Source organism: Streptomyces sp. NPDC085927 (genome assembly GCF_044540975.1).
Classification (GTDB): domain Bacteria; phylum Actinomycetota; class Actinomycetes; order Streptomycetales; family Streptomycetaceae; genus Streptomyces; species Streptomyces hirsutus.
Genome location: NZ_JBITSN010000018.1, coordinates 68,044 through 84,249, shown reverse-complemented (window position 1 = coordinate 84,249; position 16,206 = coordinate 68,044). Strand labels below are relative to the sequence as shown.

Annotated in this window: 13 protein-coding genes; 7 read left to right on the top strand and 6 right to left on the bottom strand. The window is 69.9% G+C overall.

Annotation, left to right across the window (positions count from 1 at the left end; genetic code table 11):
* Positions 1–91 precede the first annotated feature (91 nt).
* A complete protein-coding gene (locus ACIF80_RS32770) occupies positions 92–895 on the top strand; it encodes a TIGR03084 family metal-binding protein (protein WP_399811365.1) in 804 nt (267 codons plus the stop codon).
* Positions 896–1,002: 107 nt separating this feature from the next.
* On the opposite strand, the gene ACIF80_RS32765 is transcribed toward ACIF80_RS32770, so the two are convergent.
* A complete protein-coding gene (locus ACIF80_RS32765; RefSeq protein WP_399811363.1) occupies positions 1,003–2,328 on the bottom strand; it encodes an FAD-dependent oxidoreductase in 1,326 nt (441 codons plus the stop codon).
* Between the two features lie 231 nt (positions 2,329–2,559).
* Here ACIF80_RS32765 and ACIF80_RS32760 point away from each other — a divergent pair, with 231 nt between their 5' ends.
* Positions 2,560–3,723 carry an epoxide hydrolase family protein gene (locus ACIF80_RS32760; RefSeq protein WP_399811360.1) on the top strand — a complete coding sequence of 388 codons (1,164 nt, stop codon included), beginning with the start codon at positions 2,560–2,562 and terminating at the stop codon, positions 3,721–3,723.
* A 64-nt stretch (positions 3,724–3,787) separates the two neighbouring features.
* Here the strand turns inward: ACIF80_RS32760 and ACIF80_RS32755 are convergent, their stop codons facing one another.
* Both ACIF80_RS32755 and ACIF80_RS32750 read right to left on the bottom strand, forming a co-directional pair.
* Complete coding sequence (locus ACIF80_RS32755) at positions 3,788–5,101, bottom strand: FAD-binding protein (RefSeq protein ID WP_399811357.1); 1,314 nt, start codon at positions 5,099–5,101, stop codon at positions 3,788–3,790.
* Between the two features lie 354 nt (positions 5,102–5,455).
* Positions 5,456–6,076 (bottom strand): TetR/AcrR family transcriptional regulator, encoded by a 621-nt coding sequence (locus ACIF80_RS32750; protein ID WP_399811355.1) that lies wholly within the window; start codon positions 6,074–6,076, stop codon positions 5,456–5,458.
* A gap of 545 nt (positions 6,077–6,621) precedes the next feature.
* On the opposite strand from ACIF80_RS32750, the gene ACIF80_RS32745 reads away from it, so the two are divergent.
* The 4 genes from ACIF80_RS32745 to ACIF80_RS32730 all read left to right on the top strand — a co-directional run bounded on the left by ACIF80_RS32745 (position 6,622) and on the right by ACIF80_RS32730 (position 11,118).
* The gene (locus tag ACIF80_RS32745; RefSeq protein ID WP_399811352.1) at positions 6,622–8,115 is read left to right on the top strand and encodes an MFS transporter; all 1,494 of its coding nucleotides are present in this window, start codon (positions 6,622–6,624) and stop codon (positions 8,113–8,115) included.
* 112 nt (positions 8,116–8,227) lie between these two features.
* Positions 8,228–8,599, top strand: coding sequence for a VOC family protein (locus ACIF80_RS32740; RefSeq protein WP_399811349.1), 372 nt, complete (start codon positions 8,228–8,230; stop codon positions 8,597–8,599).
* Positions 8,600–8,903: 304 nt separating this feature from the next.
* Positions 8,904–10,148, top strand: a complete 1,245-nt coding sequence (locus ACIF80_RS32735) for a cytochrome P450 (protein ID WP_399811346.1) — start codon at positions 8,904–8,906, stop codon at positions 10,146–10,148.
* Between the two features lie 100 nt (positions 10,149–10,248).
* Entirely contained in the window at positions 10,249–11,118 is an 870-nt protein-coding gene (locus ACIF80_RS32730) for an alpha/beta fold hydrolase (RefSeq protein WP_399811343.1), read from the top strand.
* A gap of 389 nt (positions 11,119–11,507) precedes the next feature.
* Here ACIF80_RS32730 and ACIF80_RS32725 read toward each other — a convergent pair whose 3' ends face one another.
* A complete protein-coding gene (locus ACIF80_RS32725; protein WP_271158211.1) occupies positions 11,508–12,665 on the bottom strand; it encodes an epoxide hydrolase family protein in 1,158 nt (385 codons plus the stop codon).
* Between the two features lie 783 nt (positions 12,666–13,448).
* Between ACIF80_RS32725 and ACIF80_RS32720 the strand changes: the two genes are divergently transcribed.
* The gene (locus ACIF80_RS32720; RefSeq protein WP_399811340.1) at positions 13,449–13,892 is read left to right on the top strand and encodes an enediyne antibiotic chromoprotein; all 444 of its coding nucleotides are present in this window, start codon (positions 13,449–13,451) and stop codon (positions 13,890–13,892) included.
* A 91-nt stretch (positions 13,893–13,983) separates the two neighbouring features.
* Here ACIF80_RS32720 and ACIF80_RS32715 read toward each other — a convergent pair whose 3' ends face one another.
* Together ACIF80_RS32715 and ACIF80_RS32710 are read right to left on the bottom strand one after the other, a co-directional pair.
* Positions 13,984–14,877 carry a ChbG/HpnK family deacetylase gene (locus ACIF80_RS32715; protein ID WP_399811337.1) on the bottom strand — a complete coding sequence of 298 codons (894 nt, stop codon included), beginning with the start codon at positions 14,875–14,877 and terminating at the stop codon, positions 13,984–13,986.
* Positions 14,874–16,082 (bottom strand): glycosyltransferase, encoded by a 1,209-nt coding sequence (locus ACIF80_RS32710; RefSeq protein ID WP_399811335.1) that lies wholly within the window; start codon positions 16,080–16,082, stop codon positions 14,874–14,876. Before ACIF80_RS32710 ends, ACIF80_RS32715 begins: the two co-directional genes overlap by 4 nt.
* Positions 16,083–16,206 lie beyond the last annotated feature (124 nt).

Sequence of the window (16,206 nt, the reverse complement as noted above, 5' to 3'; positions counted from 1 at the left end):
CGACGGCCCAGGGGCGTCCGCCCGGCCCCGTGAACTGTCCGAGGAACCAGAACGTCGGCGCCCCGAGCGCCGACCTGCCCAGGAGACGCAGATGACCACCGCCAACGAAGTGCTCGAGGACCTTGCCGCCGACATCGACGAGCTCGCCCGTCTTGTGGAAGGCCTGGACGACAAGACCTGGTCCCGTCCCACGCCTGCTCCGGGCTGGAGCATCGCGGACCAGGTGGCACACCTGACCTTCATCTTCACGCTGGCCAAGAACGCGGCGGCGGCGCCGGACCGCTTCCGCGCGATGACCGCCGCCGCGGCGCAGGACTTCAACGGCGCGGTCAACGCCGCCCTCGCCCAGTTCAACGCGTTCCCTCCGGGTGAGCTGCTCGCCCGGTTCCGTGCCGAGGGGGACGCCTCGCTGAAGGCCCTGACCGCTGTTCCCGCGGACCAGACCGTTCCCTGGCTCGTCCGTCCGCTGCCGCCGGCGGTGCTCGCCGGCGCCGGGATGATGGAGGTCTTCGGTCACGGGCAGGACATCGCTGATGCCCTGGGGGTGCGCAGGGAGCCCACCGGCCGGCTGCGCCACCTGGTGCGCTTCGCTTCTCTCACCCGGGACTTCGGGTACCAGGCGCGTGGCATCACGCCGCCGGCCGATCCCTTCCGCTTCGTGCTCACGGCGCCGTCGGGCGAGGTGTGGACCGAGGGGCCGCAGGACGCCGCCCAGACCGTCAGCGGCCCGGCGCACGACCTCTGCCTTCTGGCGACGCGCCGCCGCCATCGTGACGATCTCCGGCTGACGGCGACGGGCGACGACGCGGAGGCCTGGCTGGATGTCGCTCAGGCCTACCGCGGCCCCGCGGGGGAAGGCCGTGCACCGGGTCAGTTCGCCGAGGCCGTGGTGTGAGCGCACGCTGAAGACACGGTTCCGGCCGGTTCCCGCGCCGGTCTCGGGCCCGGGAACGGGCACGAGGCGGCCGTGGGACCCGGCCGCCTCGTTTCTCCTCTGTCGTACTACCGGGCGCCACGCAGCACGCGGGAGATCAGCCGCGGCCGCATGAGTGCCTGGGGCGGGTCGACGAGCCCGGCGGCGCGCAGGAAGGCCCTGGACAGCTCGCTGTCGGCGGCCGCAGCGGACTGGAGGCGTGTGACGTAGGCGTTGCCGAGCCGGGTCTTCGCCGTTCGCCGCCCCTGAACCTCCGGAAAACCGAGGTCCGCTCCCGCGGACATGTCCCAGGGACCGTCGATGGCGCCGGCGAGATCACGGAAGAAGGCGCGCGGCTCGGGCGGTCCCTGGAGCAGGTGGTCGCGCAGGACGAGCGACTGGATCGCGGCCACCGACATGCCCTGCCCGTAGACCGGGTTGAAGACGCAGGCCGCGTCGCCCATCACGAGCAGTCCCCCCAGATGGCGCGCCTGCCGCTCGTAGCGGCGGCGGATGCTGGCCGGGAAGTGGAACGAGGCGGGCGGACCGAGCGGTTCCGCGTCCCGCAGGGCCTTGTACACCTCTGGAATCGGCAGGGACTCGGCGTAGGCGAGAAACCCCTCGTGGTCCGTGGGGGGCCGGTCGCCGAGGACCCCCGTGAGCGACAGTGAGTAGCGGTCGGGCATCCGGGCGAAGATCGCTCCTCGCCGGATGGCCGGGGTGGCGACCGGCAGGAGGGCGATGTCGTCGCCGATCGGGTCGAACGGCAGGGGACCGCGGAAGTGGCAGGTCGTATAGGTCAGGTCCATCTTCACCCGTTCCTCGGGGACGTGCGAATAGCCGAGCTCTGCCAGCCATCGCGGGGTCCGCGTGCCGCGCCCGGTCGTGTCGACCACGAGGTCCGCGGCGAGCACCTCCTCGGCGGAGCCGTGCGAGCGGCTCTGCACCCGGATCCCGGTCACGGTGCGGCGGTCCGGTGAAGTCACGAGCCCCAGGACGTCCGTCCGCTCCCGCAGCGTGACGTTGGGCAGGTGCCGGATCCGGTGCCGGATCCGGCTCTCGAGGAGCGGCCGGCCGGCCGCCACACACGTCAGCCCCGTCTCTGCCTTCTTGATCGCGATTCCCTTGAAATACCAGGTCAGGCTGGTGCCGAAGTCACCGGTGGGCACTCCGAGGCCGACCAGTTCGTCGGTGAAGCCGGGGAAGAGCTCATCGAGGATCTGCTGACCGCGGGCCAGGAGCGCGTGGATGTGGTGCCCCTGGGGGGTGGCGTGTCGCGGCTCGGCACGGTCGGTGAGGTCGTCCCGGTCGACCACGGTCACCTCGCGGTAGGCGTCGGCGAGTACGCGTGCCGCCAGGGACCCCGCGATGCTGCCTCCCAGGACCACGGCACGATCTCCGACATAGCCACTCATCATGGGTCCTCCGAAACATGCGGAACGGGTCTGTGCGTAAGGAAAAGTAGCGGCGCGGAGGTCGCCGTAATTCTTCCTGTGTGCTCACTGCACGAGTGGCTCTTGCCGCCGTGCCGAGCGGCTTCCTAACGTGACGGGGAAGCGGTTCCGCGGCCTGGCTCCTTCTGCCTGGTATCACGCGGATTCTCGCTCTTGCCGGCGCTCTAGAGAATTCAGAGGGAGCTATTCTTCATGGAGCCGTTCCGTATAGCGATTCCGCAGGCAGATCTGGACGATCTACACAGGCGCCTGGATGCCACTCGGTGGCCGAGCGAGATCCCCGGGACGGGCTGGAGCCGCGGCGTCCCGTTGGACTACCTCAAGGAACTGGCCGGTTACTGGCGCGACGGCTACGACTGGCGCGCAGCCGAGGACCGCCTGAACGCGGTCCCCCAGTTCACCACCGAAATCGACGGCACGAATGTGCACTTCATGCATGTCCGCTCCCCCGAACCCGACGCTCTCCCGATGATCATCACTCATGGCTGGCCGGGTTCGGTCGCCGAGTTCCTCGATGTCATCGGCCCCCTGACCAATCCGCGGGCGCACGGGGGCGATCCGGCCGACGCATTCCACCTGGTGATTCCGTCCCTGCCCGGATTCGGCTTTTCCGGGCCTGCTCCGGAACCCGGCTGGAACCTGCCCCGGGTGGCTTCCGCGTGGGCGGAATTGATGCGGCGCCTCGGATACTCCCGGTACGCCGTCCAGGGCGGCGATCTGGGTGCCTGGACCAGCCTGACGCTCTCCGGCGTCGACCACGAACACGTCGTGGGGACGCATGTGAACTTCCTGATCACTCCTCCCTCGGGTGACCCGGCGGACCTCGCGGGACTCGGTGAGCAGGACCTCGCGCGCCTGCAGCTGCTGGCCGAGTTCGGCGCGGAGGGCTCCGGGTACATGAAGATCCAGTCGACGCGGCCGCAGACCCTCTCCTACAGCCTGACCGATTCGCCCGTGGGGCAGCTGGCCTGGGTGGTCGAGAAGTTCATGGAATGGGGGGACACGGACAAGGCGCCCGAGGACGCCGTGGACCGTGACCGGCTGCTGACCAACGTCATGATCTACTGGCTCACCGCGACCGCCGGTTCGAGCGCCCACTTCTACTACGAGATCTCCGACGTGCTGCCGACGGCTCCCACTCCGCCCCCTGCTGCACCGCCGCTGCCGACGCCGCTGGGCGTCGCGGTGTACCCGGCCGATTCGGCCAAGCCCGTGCGCCGGTTCGCGGAGCGCGCCTTCCCCAACATCGTGCACTGGGCGGAGCTCGAGCGCGGCGGTCACTTCGCCGCCCTGGAGCAGCCCGGTCTGTTCGTCTCCGACCTGCGGGCGTTCGCCCGCGCGCTGCGGTCGTCCTAGCCGGCCCTCTCCTGTTGACGCTGATGCCCCGTACCCGGGTACGGGGCATCAGCGTCAACAGGAGTCAGGAGTGCGAGGTCCGGCCGAACGGCTCGCAGGTGTCCGGGGCTTCGCAGTGCGTCGCCGCGTACGCGTAGTCGGCGCCCCCCGCTTTCCTGGCCGCCGCCCGCAGCGCCAGGTTGTCGCGCACCATGCGGTCCAGCAGTTCGGGCCGGTCTGCAGGTGCCGTCCGCTGGAGCCCGAAGACGACGGTCAGGGCGTCGCGCGCCTTCGGAACATTCGGCGCGGCGAGACGGGCGGTGGGGATGGGATAGAGGAGGACGCTCCCTCCCGGTCCGATGTCCTCCTCGGTGAGACCGGCCAGAGTCCTTGTGATGAGCGCTTGCGCGTCCAGGCCCGGCAGGAGGACGTTGCACCGCGGGTGTGGGTGGTGCTGCCACGAGCCGAGCGCTCTCAGCCGGGCTTCGAGCGGCGCGACCCGGCCCAGGAAGTCGCGGTAGGAGACGGTCTCGACCGTGTCGACGTGATGGTGTGCGAGGCCCGCGAGCAGCGCGGCGTCGTCGGGCTCGTGCGGTGGGTCGAAGGACTGCATCGCCTCGAGGACGAACCTCCAGCCCGACGCTCCGAAGTGGTGGGCGTGTCCCTCCACGTGCTCGAACCGTCCCTCGTGGACCAGCCGTCGCTGGTCCGCGAGGAATGCGGCGCAGTCGTGGTAGACGAGTCGGTAGGTGCGCGCCGAACTCCTCGCCCCGGTGAGCGCGAGGGTGGCACCGGTGATGATTCCGTACCGGCCCAGGCTCCCCCTGACGGCGTCGAAGAGTTCGGGGCGCCGGACGGGTGAGCAGGTGAGGAGGTCGCCGCCCGCGGTGACGACCTCGAGTTCGAGCACGTTGTCGGCGACGCTGCCGTACCGGTGGCTCGTGCCGCCGATCCCGCCGACCGACAGCGTCCCGCCGACGGACAGGCCGAGGTGGTCGGGCACCACGGGCGGGACCCGGCCGCACGGCAGGGTGACGTCGAGGACCGCCGGCCATCGGGCGCCGCCGTCCACGCGTACGCGGCCGGGGGCCGGCTCACCGACGGCGGAGAGCGAGGAGAGGTCGACCACGATCCCGTCCGATGTCTGCGCCTGGCCGTCCACCGAGCAGGCCGCGCCCCGGGGGACCACCGCGATGCCGTTCTCCCGGCCGAAGCGCACGATCGCCGCGACGTCCTCGGCGTCGGCGGGATGCAGCACGGCCACGGGCCTGAGGTGTACGCGGTTGCCGAAGTCCCGCGCCGCAGCGGCGAGGTCGCCTCCGCGGGTGCTGAGGGTCCCGCGGAGGGGCGGCAGGTCCAGCCGGGAGAAGGGACCGGACAGGGACAGGACGCCGGTCACGAGGCGACTCCCCGCGGGTCCGGCCGCTCTTGCCTGGTCCTTGAAGGTGCCACTCGGCACACCACGGGTTCTTCGCCCACGACAACTCCATGCAGTTTCGGTGGTATGGGTGCACGCGTCTCTGTGTGACGCGGCGTCCCGGGCCGCGCTGCCGTGGGCCGGGCCGCGGACCCGTTTCGCTCGCACGCGCGGGAGTTCCGCCCGCGTCGGCAGCCGTCCCGGGGGCTCGGTCCATGGTGGTGGCCGCGGGACGGCCGGTACATACTCCCGTGTGCGCTCGTTGCCGTACCGCACGGCCGGCCGGCTGTCCGGTGCGCCGGGTACGGACGAGGACGCGTCGGCGGGCGTGGGCCGTCAGGCTCTGAGTTCGCTGATGACGGTGTTCACGACGTGGACGGCGAGTTTGTCCACGACTGCGCGGTCCTGTCGGCGCAACGGGCCGCGGGTCGCCAGATCGGCGAATCCGTGGACCCCCGACCAGCAGACCCACTCGGCGTCCACGCGTCTCCCGGGAGTCAACGCGCCGGCCTCGACCATGCCGTCGAGGGCGGCGAGCAGGAGTTGGTAGGGCGGCGGCACGCGCGCCTCGGACTCGCCGCCGGGCTCTTCCTGGAGCAGGATCGCGAGCTCGAACCAGCCCGGCTCGGACAGTGCGAAGTGGATGTAGCCGAGGCCGACTCCGCGCAGCTGCTGTACCGCGTGAGCAGCGGGGTCCGTCTGGTCCGCGACGTCCTCCTGCATGCGGTCGAGCATGGCCTGCGCCAGCTTGTCCTGTGCCCGGGCGGCGACGGCTAGCACGAGCTCGCGCCGGTCTGCGAAATGCCGGTAGGCGGCGTTCGGCGTGACCCCCACGGACCGGGTGATCTCCCGGAGCCCGAGTGCGTCGGCGCCGCCCTTCCGGGCGCGTTTCAGACCGGCTTCGATGAGCGCGGACCTCAGGCCGGGGCGGTGATAGGGATGCGCGTCACGGGTCATGGTGTGTCCCTGCCTCCCGGCCGCAGTGCGGTCGAACAGTCGACTCCGGCGGTGACGGTCCGGCCCGGGTCGGTGGCGCGCACTTCGCGGACGGGTCCCGTACGGGCGCCTTCCGATATGTGCGTCGTACCCGATTCCGTGGTTTTTCCGGAATTCCGGCACGGTGAATGTGGACAGTGTACGCGTTCGGCCGGTTCTGCACCAAACGCCGAACGGTCCGCACATCGAGCAATCCGGAAGAAGGCGGCGCCCGCCCGGGTGTGGAAGCGTGAACGGGACCGGCCTCCGGCTGCGGCAGCCCGCCGGCCCGCGGTGCCGGGCCGTGAAACTTCACCCGGGATTTCGCCGTCCGGGGCTCCCTTGGGCGCCAAAAACTATATGGTGCGAGCATCACCGATGTACACAGTGTATACATCGGGTAGTCGGTCAGGTGGCCGAGGCGGGCGGCACGGGTCGGCCGGGGGACTCCCCGCCGCTCCCGGCGTCCCTCGGCCGTTCGGCACCGGGCCGGCTTCACGGCATCCACGACCAAGGGAGACAAACGCGTGACCACGGTGAACCCGGATGTGGCCGCGGACGGCGCCGAGGCCCCCCGGGCGAAGGCGGATCCTCGGCGCTGGTGGGTGCTGGCCCTGCTCTCCGGCCTGCAGTTCATGATCCTTCTGGACATGACCGTCGTGAACGTGGCGCTGCCGCTCGTCCAGGAGGGTCTTGGCTTCTCGGAGGCCGGCCTGACCTGGGTGGTCAACGGGTACGTGCTGGCGGCCGGCGGCCTGCTGATCCTCGGTGGCCGCCTGGCCGACGTCTTCGGCCGACGGCGCCTGCTGCTGATCGGCGTCGGCATCTTCGCGGCGTCCTCGGCCGTGTGCGGCGCGGCCGTCGTCCCCGGGATGATGGTCGTGGGCCGGTTCGCCCAGGGAACCGCCGAGGCCATCGCGGCCCCCGCGTCCCTCGGACTGATCGCGCTGCTCTTCACCGACCCCAAGGAACGCAACAAGGCCCTCGGCATCTGGGGCGGGCTCGTGGCGCTCGGCGGGACCCTGGGGTACATCGTCTCGGGCGTGCTGACCGACCTGACGTCCTGGCGCTGGATCTTCTACATCAACCTGCCGGTGGCCCTGGTCGTGCTGCTGGTCATTCCGCGCATGGTCACCGAGAGCCGGATGGAGCGCGAGAGGGGCCAGGGACTCGACATCGCCGGCGCGGTCACCTCGACCGCGGGGCTCGTGGCCATCGTCTACGGACTGCTGCAGGCCGCCGAGCACCCCTGGGAGTCGGCCTCCGTGGTGCTGCCGCTTGCCGGTGGCATCGCCCTGCTGCTCGCCATGGTCATCATCGAGCGCCGCGTCGAGAACCCGCTCATCCCGCTGGACTTCTTCGCCAACCGGACCAGGTCGGTCATCAACCTGACCTCCCTGTTCTTCATGGCGGCGTTCATCTCGTACACCTTCATCCTGACGTTGTTCGAGCAGCACGTGCTGAAGTACTCGCCGCTCGAGACCGGCCTGGCGTACCTCCCCCTCGGATTCGGCATCGGTATCGGCATCGGGGTGGGGACCGCGCTGACCCCGCGCATCGGAGTGCGGGCGGTCGTGGCGATGGGCTTCATCGGCGCCGGGATCGGGCTCCTGCTGACGAGCACGGTCGATGTCGACACCCGCTACGCCGGAGGGATCCTGCCGGGAATGGTCGTCTTCGGCGTGTTCGCGGGCGCCACCATGCCGGCCGCGACGAGCGCCGCCCTGCACCAGGTCACCGACCAGAACTCGAGCCTCGCCTCGGGTGTCCAGAACACCATGCAGCAGATCGGAGGGGCCCTGGGGCTCGCCGTTCTGGTGCCCCTGGCCATCCGGTACACGACCAGTGAGATCCAGGCCGGTGTCCCTGTCGAGACCGCGGTGACGTCGGGGTACGTCCTGGCCTTCCGGGTGGGAGCGGCGCTGATGATCATCGGCGGTGTCCTGGTCATGGCACTCTTCGAACGGGTGGACCCGGCACTGCGCGACCCGACCTCCGAGATCGTGGCCCAGACACGCTGACCCGGAGTCTCCGGCAGTTCCGAAAACACAACAAGAGAGGGAATCAAGCATTTCCATCAACTGTGGCAAGTCCGGGTTGCCCGGCGGATCTCAGATTGTGTACGGTGTAAACATGGCAGACGACAAAGAAAAGACAAACTTTCCCGCCGTGCCTGGCTGGTTCGACATCTCCACTCCTGACTCGTCCCGGACGCGGGCTTTCTACCAGGAAATCTTCGGCTGGACGATCAATGCCCTGGACGACACCTACGCCATGGTGAGCTCCGGGGACGGCCCGCCCTCCGGCGGAATCGGTCAGGCTGGCCCCGACAGCCCGTACGTGGGAGTCGTTCCCTATTTCCCGGTTGCCGATGTCGAGGCGGCCCTCGCGCAGGCGGAGAAGCTCGGCGCCTCCGTGAGGATGCCGCCGCAGGACACCCCCACCGGCCGCATCGCCGTCTTCACCGACCCCGATGGCAACAACGTCGGAGTCATGAGTTCCTGACCCCCCTGCACACACCCCCCGGGCCCCGCGCGGAGGAACACCGCGCGGGGCCCGGGCATGTCTACAGCTGCCGCCGACGTCCTGTCGGGCAGCACCCGGGGACACCTGACTCCGGCCCCGCTCTCCGCAACCAGGAAGACGCCGTGGACGGGCCGTGAGACTAGCGTGAACAACGATCGAGCCGCCCGCGCCGGCGTGCACCGGTGCCTGCCGCGTGCCCTGTGGCGGCCCCCCTGCGTCTTCAGCCGCCGAAAGCCGCCTGACGCCTGTTCCGCTACAACAGACCCTGCTGGAGGTTGTGTCCATGACCGAGGCTGTGTGCCCTTACCGTCTTGACCCCGAGGGCGCCGACACCCACGGGGAGACCGCTCGTCTGCGCGAGCAGGGCCCGATCGCACGGGTCGAACTCCAGGACGGCGTGCTTGCGTGGTCGGTGCACGACTACGCGGTCGCCAAGCAGATCATGGCCGACGAGCGCTTCTCCAAGAATCCCCGCAAGAACTGGCCCGCGTACATCAACGGGGAGATATCGAACGGCTGGCCCCTGATCACCTGGGTCGCCATGGACACCATGGCCACCCAGGACGGCGCCGACCACGCACGTCTGCGCAAGCTGCTCCTGAAGGCCTTCACCGAGCGTCGTGTCGAGTCCATGAGGCCGCACATCGAGAAGACGGTGAAGGAACTCCTCGACACCATGGCCGCCAAGGCCGACGACGAGATCGTGGACATCAAGGCGATGTTCCACGCCGAGCTGCCCACGCGGCTGATGTGCGACCTCTTCGGGGTGCCGGAGGAGAGGCGCGCCGAGGTGCTGGCCGGGGGGCACAAGAACATCGACACCCGGATCTCCTCCGAGGCGGCGGAAGCCAACCTCGGACAGTGGCAGGAAGCCATCTCCGACCTCGTCGAGTACAAGCGCCATCACCCCGGTGACGACCTCACGAGTGCACTGATCGAGGCCAGGGACGAGGGTTCGCGGCTGAGTGACTCGGAGCTGATCGGCACGCTGCACCTGCTGCTCGGCGCCGGCTCCGAGACGCTGGTGAACGCCCTCGCCCACTCCTCCCTGGCCCTGCTCGTCGACCCCGGCCTGCGCAAGAAGGTGACTTCCGGCGAGATCCCCTGGGGGAACGTCTGGGAGGAGACGCTGCGCGTGGAGTCGCCCGTGGCGCACCTGCCCTTCCGCTACGCGACGGAGGACTTCGAGATCGGCGGGGTGAAGGTCTCGAAGGGCGACCCCCTGCTGGTCGACTTCGCGGGCATCGGCCGTGATCCTGCCGTACACCGCGACGCCCCGGACGAGTTCGACGCTCTGCGGTCCGACAAGACGCACCTTTCGTTCGGCCACGGCGTCCACTACTGCCTCGGCGCGCGGCTCGCGAAGCACGCCTGGATGATCGGCATCCCCGCACTGTTCGAGCGCTTCCCCGACATGGAACTCGCGGTCCGCCACGACGAACTCAAGGGCCAGGGAAGCTTCGTGGTCAACGGCCACGCCAGTCTGCCGGTGCACCTGAAGGGCAGGGCCGCGGCTCTCGCCCGGTGAGGCCGGGACCGGCCACTCGACCATGCCCGTCGCGCCGCGCCGTTCGCCGATGCGCGCGGACGCGCCGGGCGACGTGAACCCTCGTACAAGGAGACTGCCGATGGTGGATTCAGCAGCGACGGCCGAAGCCGGCGTCGTGGGAGGCGGGTTGCCCCTGGGCGACGACTACGCGGGACCGCGGGACCTCCCGGTCGAGACCGTGGTGTCGGCCGACGGCACCACGATCGCCTACGAGAAGTCGGGAAGCGGCCCGCCCGTCGTCATCATCGGGGGCGGGCTCAACGACAAGGCCATGTTCACACCGCTCGCCCAGAGCCTGTCCCAGCAGTTCACGGTGTTCAACTACGATCGCCGCGGCCGTGGAGGCAGCGGTTACGGGGACCCGGAGCAGTACACGATCGACCGTGAGGTCGAGGACCTGGTCGCGGTGCTCGACGCCATCGGGGAACCGGGCCACGTCTTCGCCAACTGCAGCGGCGGCATGATCGCCATCCATGCCGCGGCGGCCGGCGTCCCCATGGTGAAGCTGGGGCTCTACGAACCGCCGTACTCCTCTCCCCCGCTCAACGGCGACGAGGTCGACCGGTTGAAGATGCTCCTCGCCGAGGACCGCCGCGAAGAGGCGGTGACCCTCTTCGGCAAGGAGATCGTCAAGTTCATGACGGACGAGACGCTGGAGAGGTTCAAGCAGCACCCTGCCTGGCAGGCGTTCGAGTCCATGGCGCCCTCGTGTGTCTACGACGCGATCATCAACGACCGGTACGGTTCCATCCCCCACGCGCTGCTGCCGAAGATCGCTGTCGAGACGCTGGTCCTCAGCGGCTCCGAGAGCGCTCCGTGGATCCAGGAGGCCTGCGTGACGCTGTCCGAGGAGATCCCCCGGGCCCGTCTGCTGCGCATCGAAGGCGAAGGGCACCTGTTCAACCAGCAGACGGGCGCACCGCTGCTGGCGAAGTTCTTCGGGGAGTGACCCCGCCCGTGCGGTACCCCGTGAGGAGCCTGCGGCGGCAGTGACGGCGGGCCGGGGCCGGCCGCATCCGCCGGGCTCGCTCCCTGCCGGGGGGGGGGGGGGGGGGGGGGGGGGGGGGGCCCCCCCCCCCCGCGGGCGGGGGCGGGGGGGGGGGGGGGGGCGCCCCCCCCCCCCCCCCCCCCCCCCCCCCCCCGGCGTTCTGCGTGCGTGCCGCACGCGCATGCTCCCGCCGCCCGATCCGCGGACCCGCGCCGGGGACGCGGTCCACGACGCGCCCTCAGGGCGCGGCCGGGCACGTCCGACAGGGTTCCCGAGGCGTCACACGGAACGCCGAAGCGGGCCGGGGCCTCCTGTTTCGAGGATTCCCCGGCCCGCCGCCCGTGTACGGGTCAGAGCTTCTTCAGTGTCCGGTTGAAGGTGCGCAGGTCGTCGACGAACAGGTCCGGCTCCTCCATGGCCGAGAAGTGACCGCCGCGGTCGAGCTCCGCCCAGTGCACGATCTGCTTGAAGTCACGCTCGGCCAGGCTGCGGACCGGCTGGAAGAGCGCCCCGGGGTAGACCGCGACGCCCATGGGGACGTCAAGTGTCGGGGACCGGCCGATCAGGCTGGTGATCGGAAGGAACGGCTTCAGCTCGTAGTGCGCCTGCGCCGCGGAACCGCCGGTCGCGGTGAACCAGAAGAGAGAGATGTGGGTCAGCATCAGGTCCCGGTCGATCGCGTCCTCGGGGACGTTCTCGGTCTGGGCCCAGTGCTTGAACATCTCGAGCAGATACGCCAGCTGCGCGACCGGAGAGTCGTTCAGCATGTAGCCGATGGTGTGCGGCCGGGTCGACTGCATCTTCATGGGACCGGACAGGTCGTCGAGGAAACGCTCGGAAACGGCGAGGCGGGCCTTGTCCGCATCGCTCAGCGTCTCCAGCTCACCGGGTTCCCCGCTCAGGTTGGTCTGCAGGAGGTTGACGTGGATGCCGGCCAGGTGGCCGGGGTCCATCGCGCCCAGCAGCAGGGAGGTGAAGGCGCCGATGTCACCGCCCTGGGCGATGTAGCGCTCGTAGCCGAGGCTCGCCATCAGCTTGGACCAGGCCATGGCTATCCGGCCCAGCTCCCATCCGGCGGTCTTGAGCGGACCGGAGAGGCCGAAGCCCGGCAGCGAGGGGATGACCAGGTGGAACGCGTCGGCGGGGTCGCCGCCGTGGGCCCGTGGGTCGGTCAACGGGCCGATGATGTCCAGGAACTCCACCGGCGTGCCGGGCCAGCCGTGCGTGATCACCATCGGCGTGGCGTCCGGCTCGGGCGAGCGGACGTGCAGGAAGTGGATGGTGGCCCCGTCGATCTCCGTGGTGAACTGCGGGTACTGGTTGATGCGGCGTTCGGCGGCGCGCCAGTCGAAGCCGTCCCGCCAGTACTCGGCCAGCTCCTTGATGTACGACAGCGGGGCGCCACGGGACCAGCCGACGTCGACGAGCTCAGGCCAGCGGGTCTCGCTCAGCCGGCGCTTGAGGTCGTCGATGTCGGCCTGGGGGATCTGGACCTGAAACGGCCGCATGGAAAAGCTCCTTCGTCTGGTCGAACGCCGTGGTGACGCGGCAGGCGTGCCGCGCCGGTCAGGGGCAGCGCGGCGTAAACGCCTCGGTGCCGTGATGGAGGGATGGACCGATGACGACTGCGCCCTGACGGCGTTTCCGCGGCGCCGTGACCGGCGTCGACCAGGGCGGTCGAAGAATCGGGTCTCCAACTCGCCGTCACGCTAGTACCGGCCTTCGAAGCTCAGCAAGATCTTCGGCGAGGCCCGGCAATACCAAAGAAGTCGGCCGGCAGGAGGGTCCCGCCGCGGCCCCGGCCGGGGCAATATCCACCGCCCGCGGCCACCCACTTTTTATGCGGCATATGCATTGAATGTTCACGGTGTATACTGGCGCGCTCCTTTCGCCGGTCGTGCATCCGTATGACCCACCCGGAAGCGATGATCAAGAAGACGGCCGGACTCTCCCACGCGCATCGGAAAGCCGTACGCCGGCGAGGGGCGACACGCTCACCGGGAATGGCGGAACGCGCTTCGCCGGACACCGTTCGGAGCCAGGTTTTACCTGGTCATGCTGCGGATCCGGCGCGGTGACCGGCTGCGGAAACAGGGAGGACGAAGGGCTGGGAATTCAATGCTTTCCCTTGCCGAGAGGGCCGGATTGTACACACGTGCCGCTTCGGGCACTTCTCTCAGAATGCCTTTTATATTTATTGACACTAATGAGGGGCGCTATGTAATCTCATTGACGCAGCCTTCGAAGGCATTTTGCTTTGCCTTCGAATTCCCCCATGTATCGACAAAGGAGTGGTCCCAATTTCCATCATCAGGAATCGAGTAGCGAAGGTCGCCGTCGGCTCGGCGGCGGTGCTGGGGCTCGCCGTAGGGTTCCAGAACCCGGCCGTGGCCGCGGCGCCGACGGCCACGGTGACTCCGTCGTCCGGTCTGTCCGACGGCGCCGTGGTCCAGGTCGACAGTGCGGGCCTCGACGCCGGAACCGCCTACGACGTCGGTCAGTGCGCGTGGGTGGACACCGGCGTTCTGGCGTGCAACCCGGCGGACTTCACTTCCGTGACCGCGGACGCCAACGGCTCCGCGAGCACGTCGCTGACGGTGCGCCGCTCCTTCGAGGGCTTCCTCTTCGACGGCACCCGCTGGGGCACCGTGGACTGCACCACCGAGGCCTGCCAGGTCGGCCTCTCGGACGCTGCGGGCAACGGCCCGGGGGGTGTGCCGATCTCCTTCAACTGATCGGCGGATCCGCCCTGCCCACTGCTCCGGCGCGGCACGTTTCCTCCCTGGACCGCACCACGGCTCCCGCCGTGGTGCGGTCCGTCTTTCGTCACCCGGTGCGGCGGGGTGGTTCGTCCCCCTCCGCCCGCGGCGCACGCATGCCGGGCGCGGGAAGGTCGCTGAACCTGCCGAGGCGCAGCTCCAGCCGCTGCAGCGTCGCGCGCAGGAACGGGGAGGTCAGGCCCGCGAGTTCCTCCTCCCACCGGTATCCCCACGCGTAGCGGGCCCGGTCGCCCGGTGTGGGTTCACCGGGATGGCAGTTGACTTCGATGACGCCGGCCTCGCCGCGGGCCAGGCGGTCGACAAGGGCTTCCAGGCGCGGGAGGGTCAGGGCACCCGCCTCGTCGAGTCCCCCGTACGCCTGCGGGAACGCCAGCTGCGCGGCGTCCAGCCGGGACGCCAGAGCCCGGCTCCAGTGACGGACCACGAGTCCTCGCAGCCCCGGGGCGGCGCTCGTCGGCACCCGCACGGCACCGATCCCCCGGTCCGCGGCCAACCGTGTCACGATCTGCGCGACGGGCGGGTAGAGATGAAGATGCTGGTGGGTGTCGATGTGACTCAGCGTCAGGTTGAGCTCGTCGACGAGGCGGTCGAGTTGCGCCTGGAACTCCCGGTGCAGGTCCGCCATGTCGACGCGCCCCGTGAGCGCGGCGGTCATGAACGTCCGCCAGTTCCTGCGGAACAGACCCCGCCGGCCGACCAGGGTCGGGATCTCACGCGCGCTCAGCAGCGGAGGGTCCTCTCCCACCGCCGCCAGGTGGGCGCCGACTCCGAGGGCCGGCCGGTCCCGCAGCCAGGCGGCCGAGCGCGCCACCGCCGGTCCGACGGCGAGGACCGAGACGCTCGTGACGACTCCCGCGTCGTGCGCCCTCAGGATGCCCCGGGAGATTCCCTCGCTGAGACCGTAGTCGTCGGCATTGACGACGAGCAGCCGTTCCGTCACCGGTCCGTCTCCTTGCCGTCGCGGCTCCGGGAGGGGGCGAACACCCAGTGCTGCAGGAGGGCGAACCTTACCAGGGAGGCAAGAACGTCTCCGGCGAGCAGAACCGTCAGTTCGACGGCCCTGCCGCTTTCCGGGCCGGCCGCGAGCAGCGCCGTGCTGGTGCAGGCGAGACCGAGCAGGAAGGCGAGGAATCCTCTGGCCTGATGGCGCAGTACGTCCTGGCGCCCGCGCACCTGGAAGGTGATGCGGCGGTTCGCCGCGGTGTTGAAGACGGTGGCGAGGAGGAGAGCGAGCGCGTTCGCCGCCAACGCGGGCATCACCGGGGTGAACAGCAGGTAGAACAGGGCGTGCAGGAGTCCGCTCGCCGCTCCGACCGCGGCGAAGCGCAAGAACCTGCGCGCCGGGGCGACGGGCACGCCCAGGCGCTGCAGGTGTGAGGGCAGGGGCGTTCCGAAAGCGCCTCTCATCCGGCGGCCCGTCACGCGGACGACGCCCCGGAGCATGTCCACGACGGTACGGCCGATGGCGACCGTGGTGTCGGGGTCGTCGAGGCAGTCGACCGGGACCTCGTGGATGCGCAGCCCCTGGCGCTGCACCGCACAGAGCAGTTCCGTGTCGAAGAACCACTTGTCGTCCTGGACGGTCGGGAGTATGGCCTGCACGACCTCCCTTCGGCCGGCCTTGAAACCGCACTGGGCGTCGGAGAAGCGCACCCCCAGCACCACGCGCAGGATCAGGTTGTACGTGCGGGAGAGCGTGGCGCGCAGCAGTGACCGCTGCACGCTCGACCCGCGTGCGTGCCGCGTGCCGATGGCGAAGTCGCTGTGGCCCGAGGCGAGCGGAGCGATGAGCGGGAGGAACCCGTCCAGGTCGATGGAAAGGTCGGCGTCCATGTAGCTGACCACGTCGGCCCGGCTCGTTCCCCACACGTGTCTGAGCGCCAGGCCCCGGCCCCTGGAGTCGAAGCTCACGAACCGTACCTCGGCGAGCTGACGGGCCAGTTCCTCACCGATCTCGCGGGTCCTGTCGGCGCTGCCGCTCTCCGCGATGGTGATCACGAAGGGATACGGGAAGTTCCGGACGAGATAGTCGCGCAGCCGGTGCACGTTCCGTGCGAGCGCCTTCTCCTCGTTGCGCACCGGAATCACGATCTCGGTCAGGGACACTCGCGTCAGTTCGGCGGACTCTTCGGCGGTCGCGGTCATGGACGCTGCCTCTCAATGGCCACGCGGCGCGCGCGCATCGGACGGTGGAGGGTCCCAGCGTCGGACTGACGAGCGGCCGGCAGCATCCTCCCGCTTGCGCCGGTTGCTCTGCACCGCAACCAGG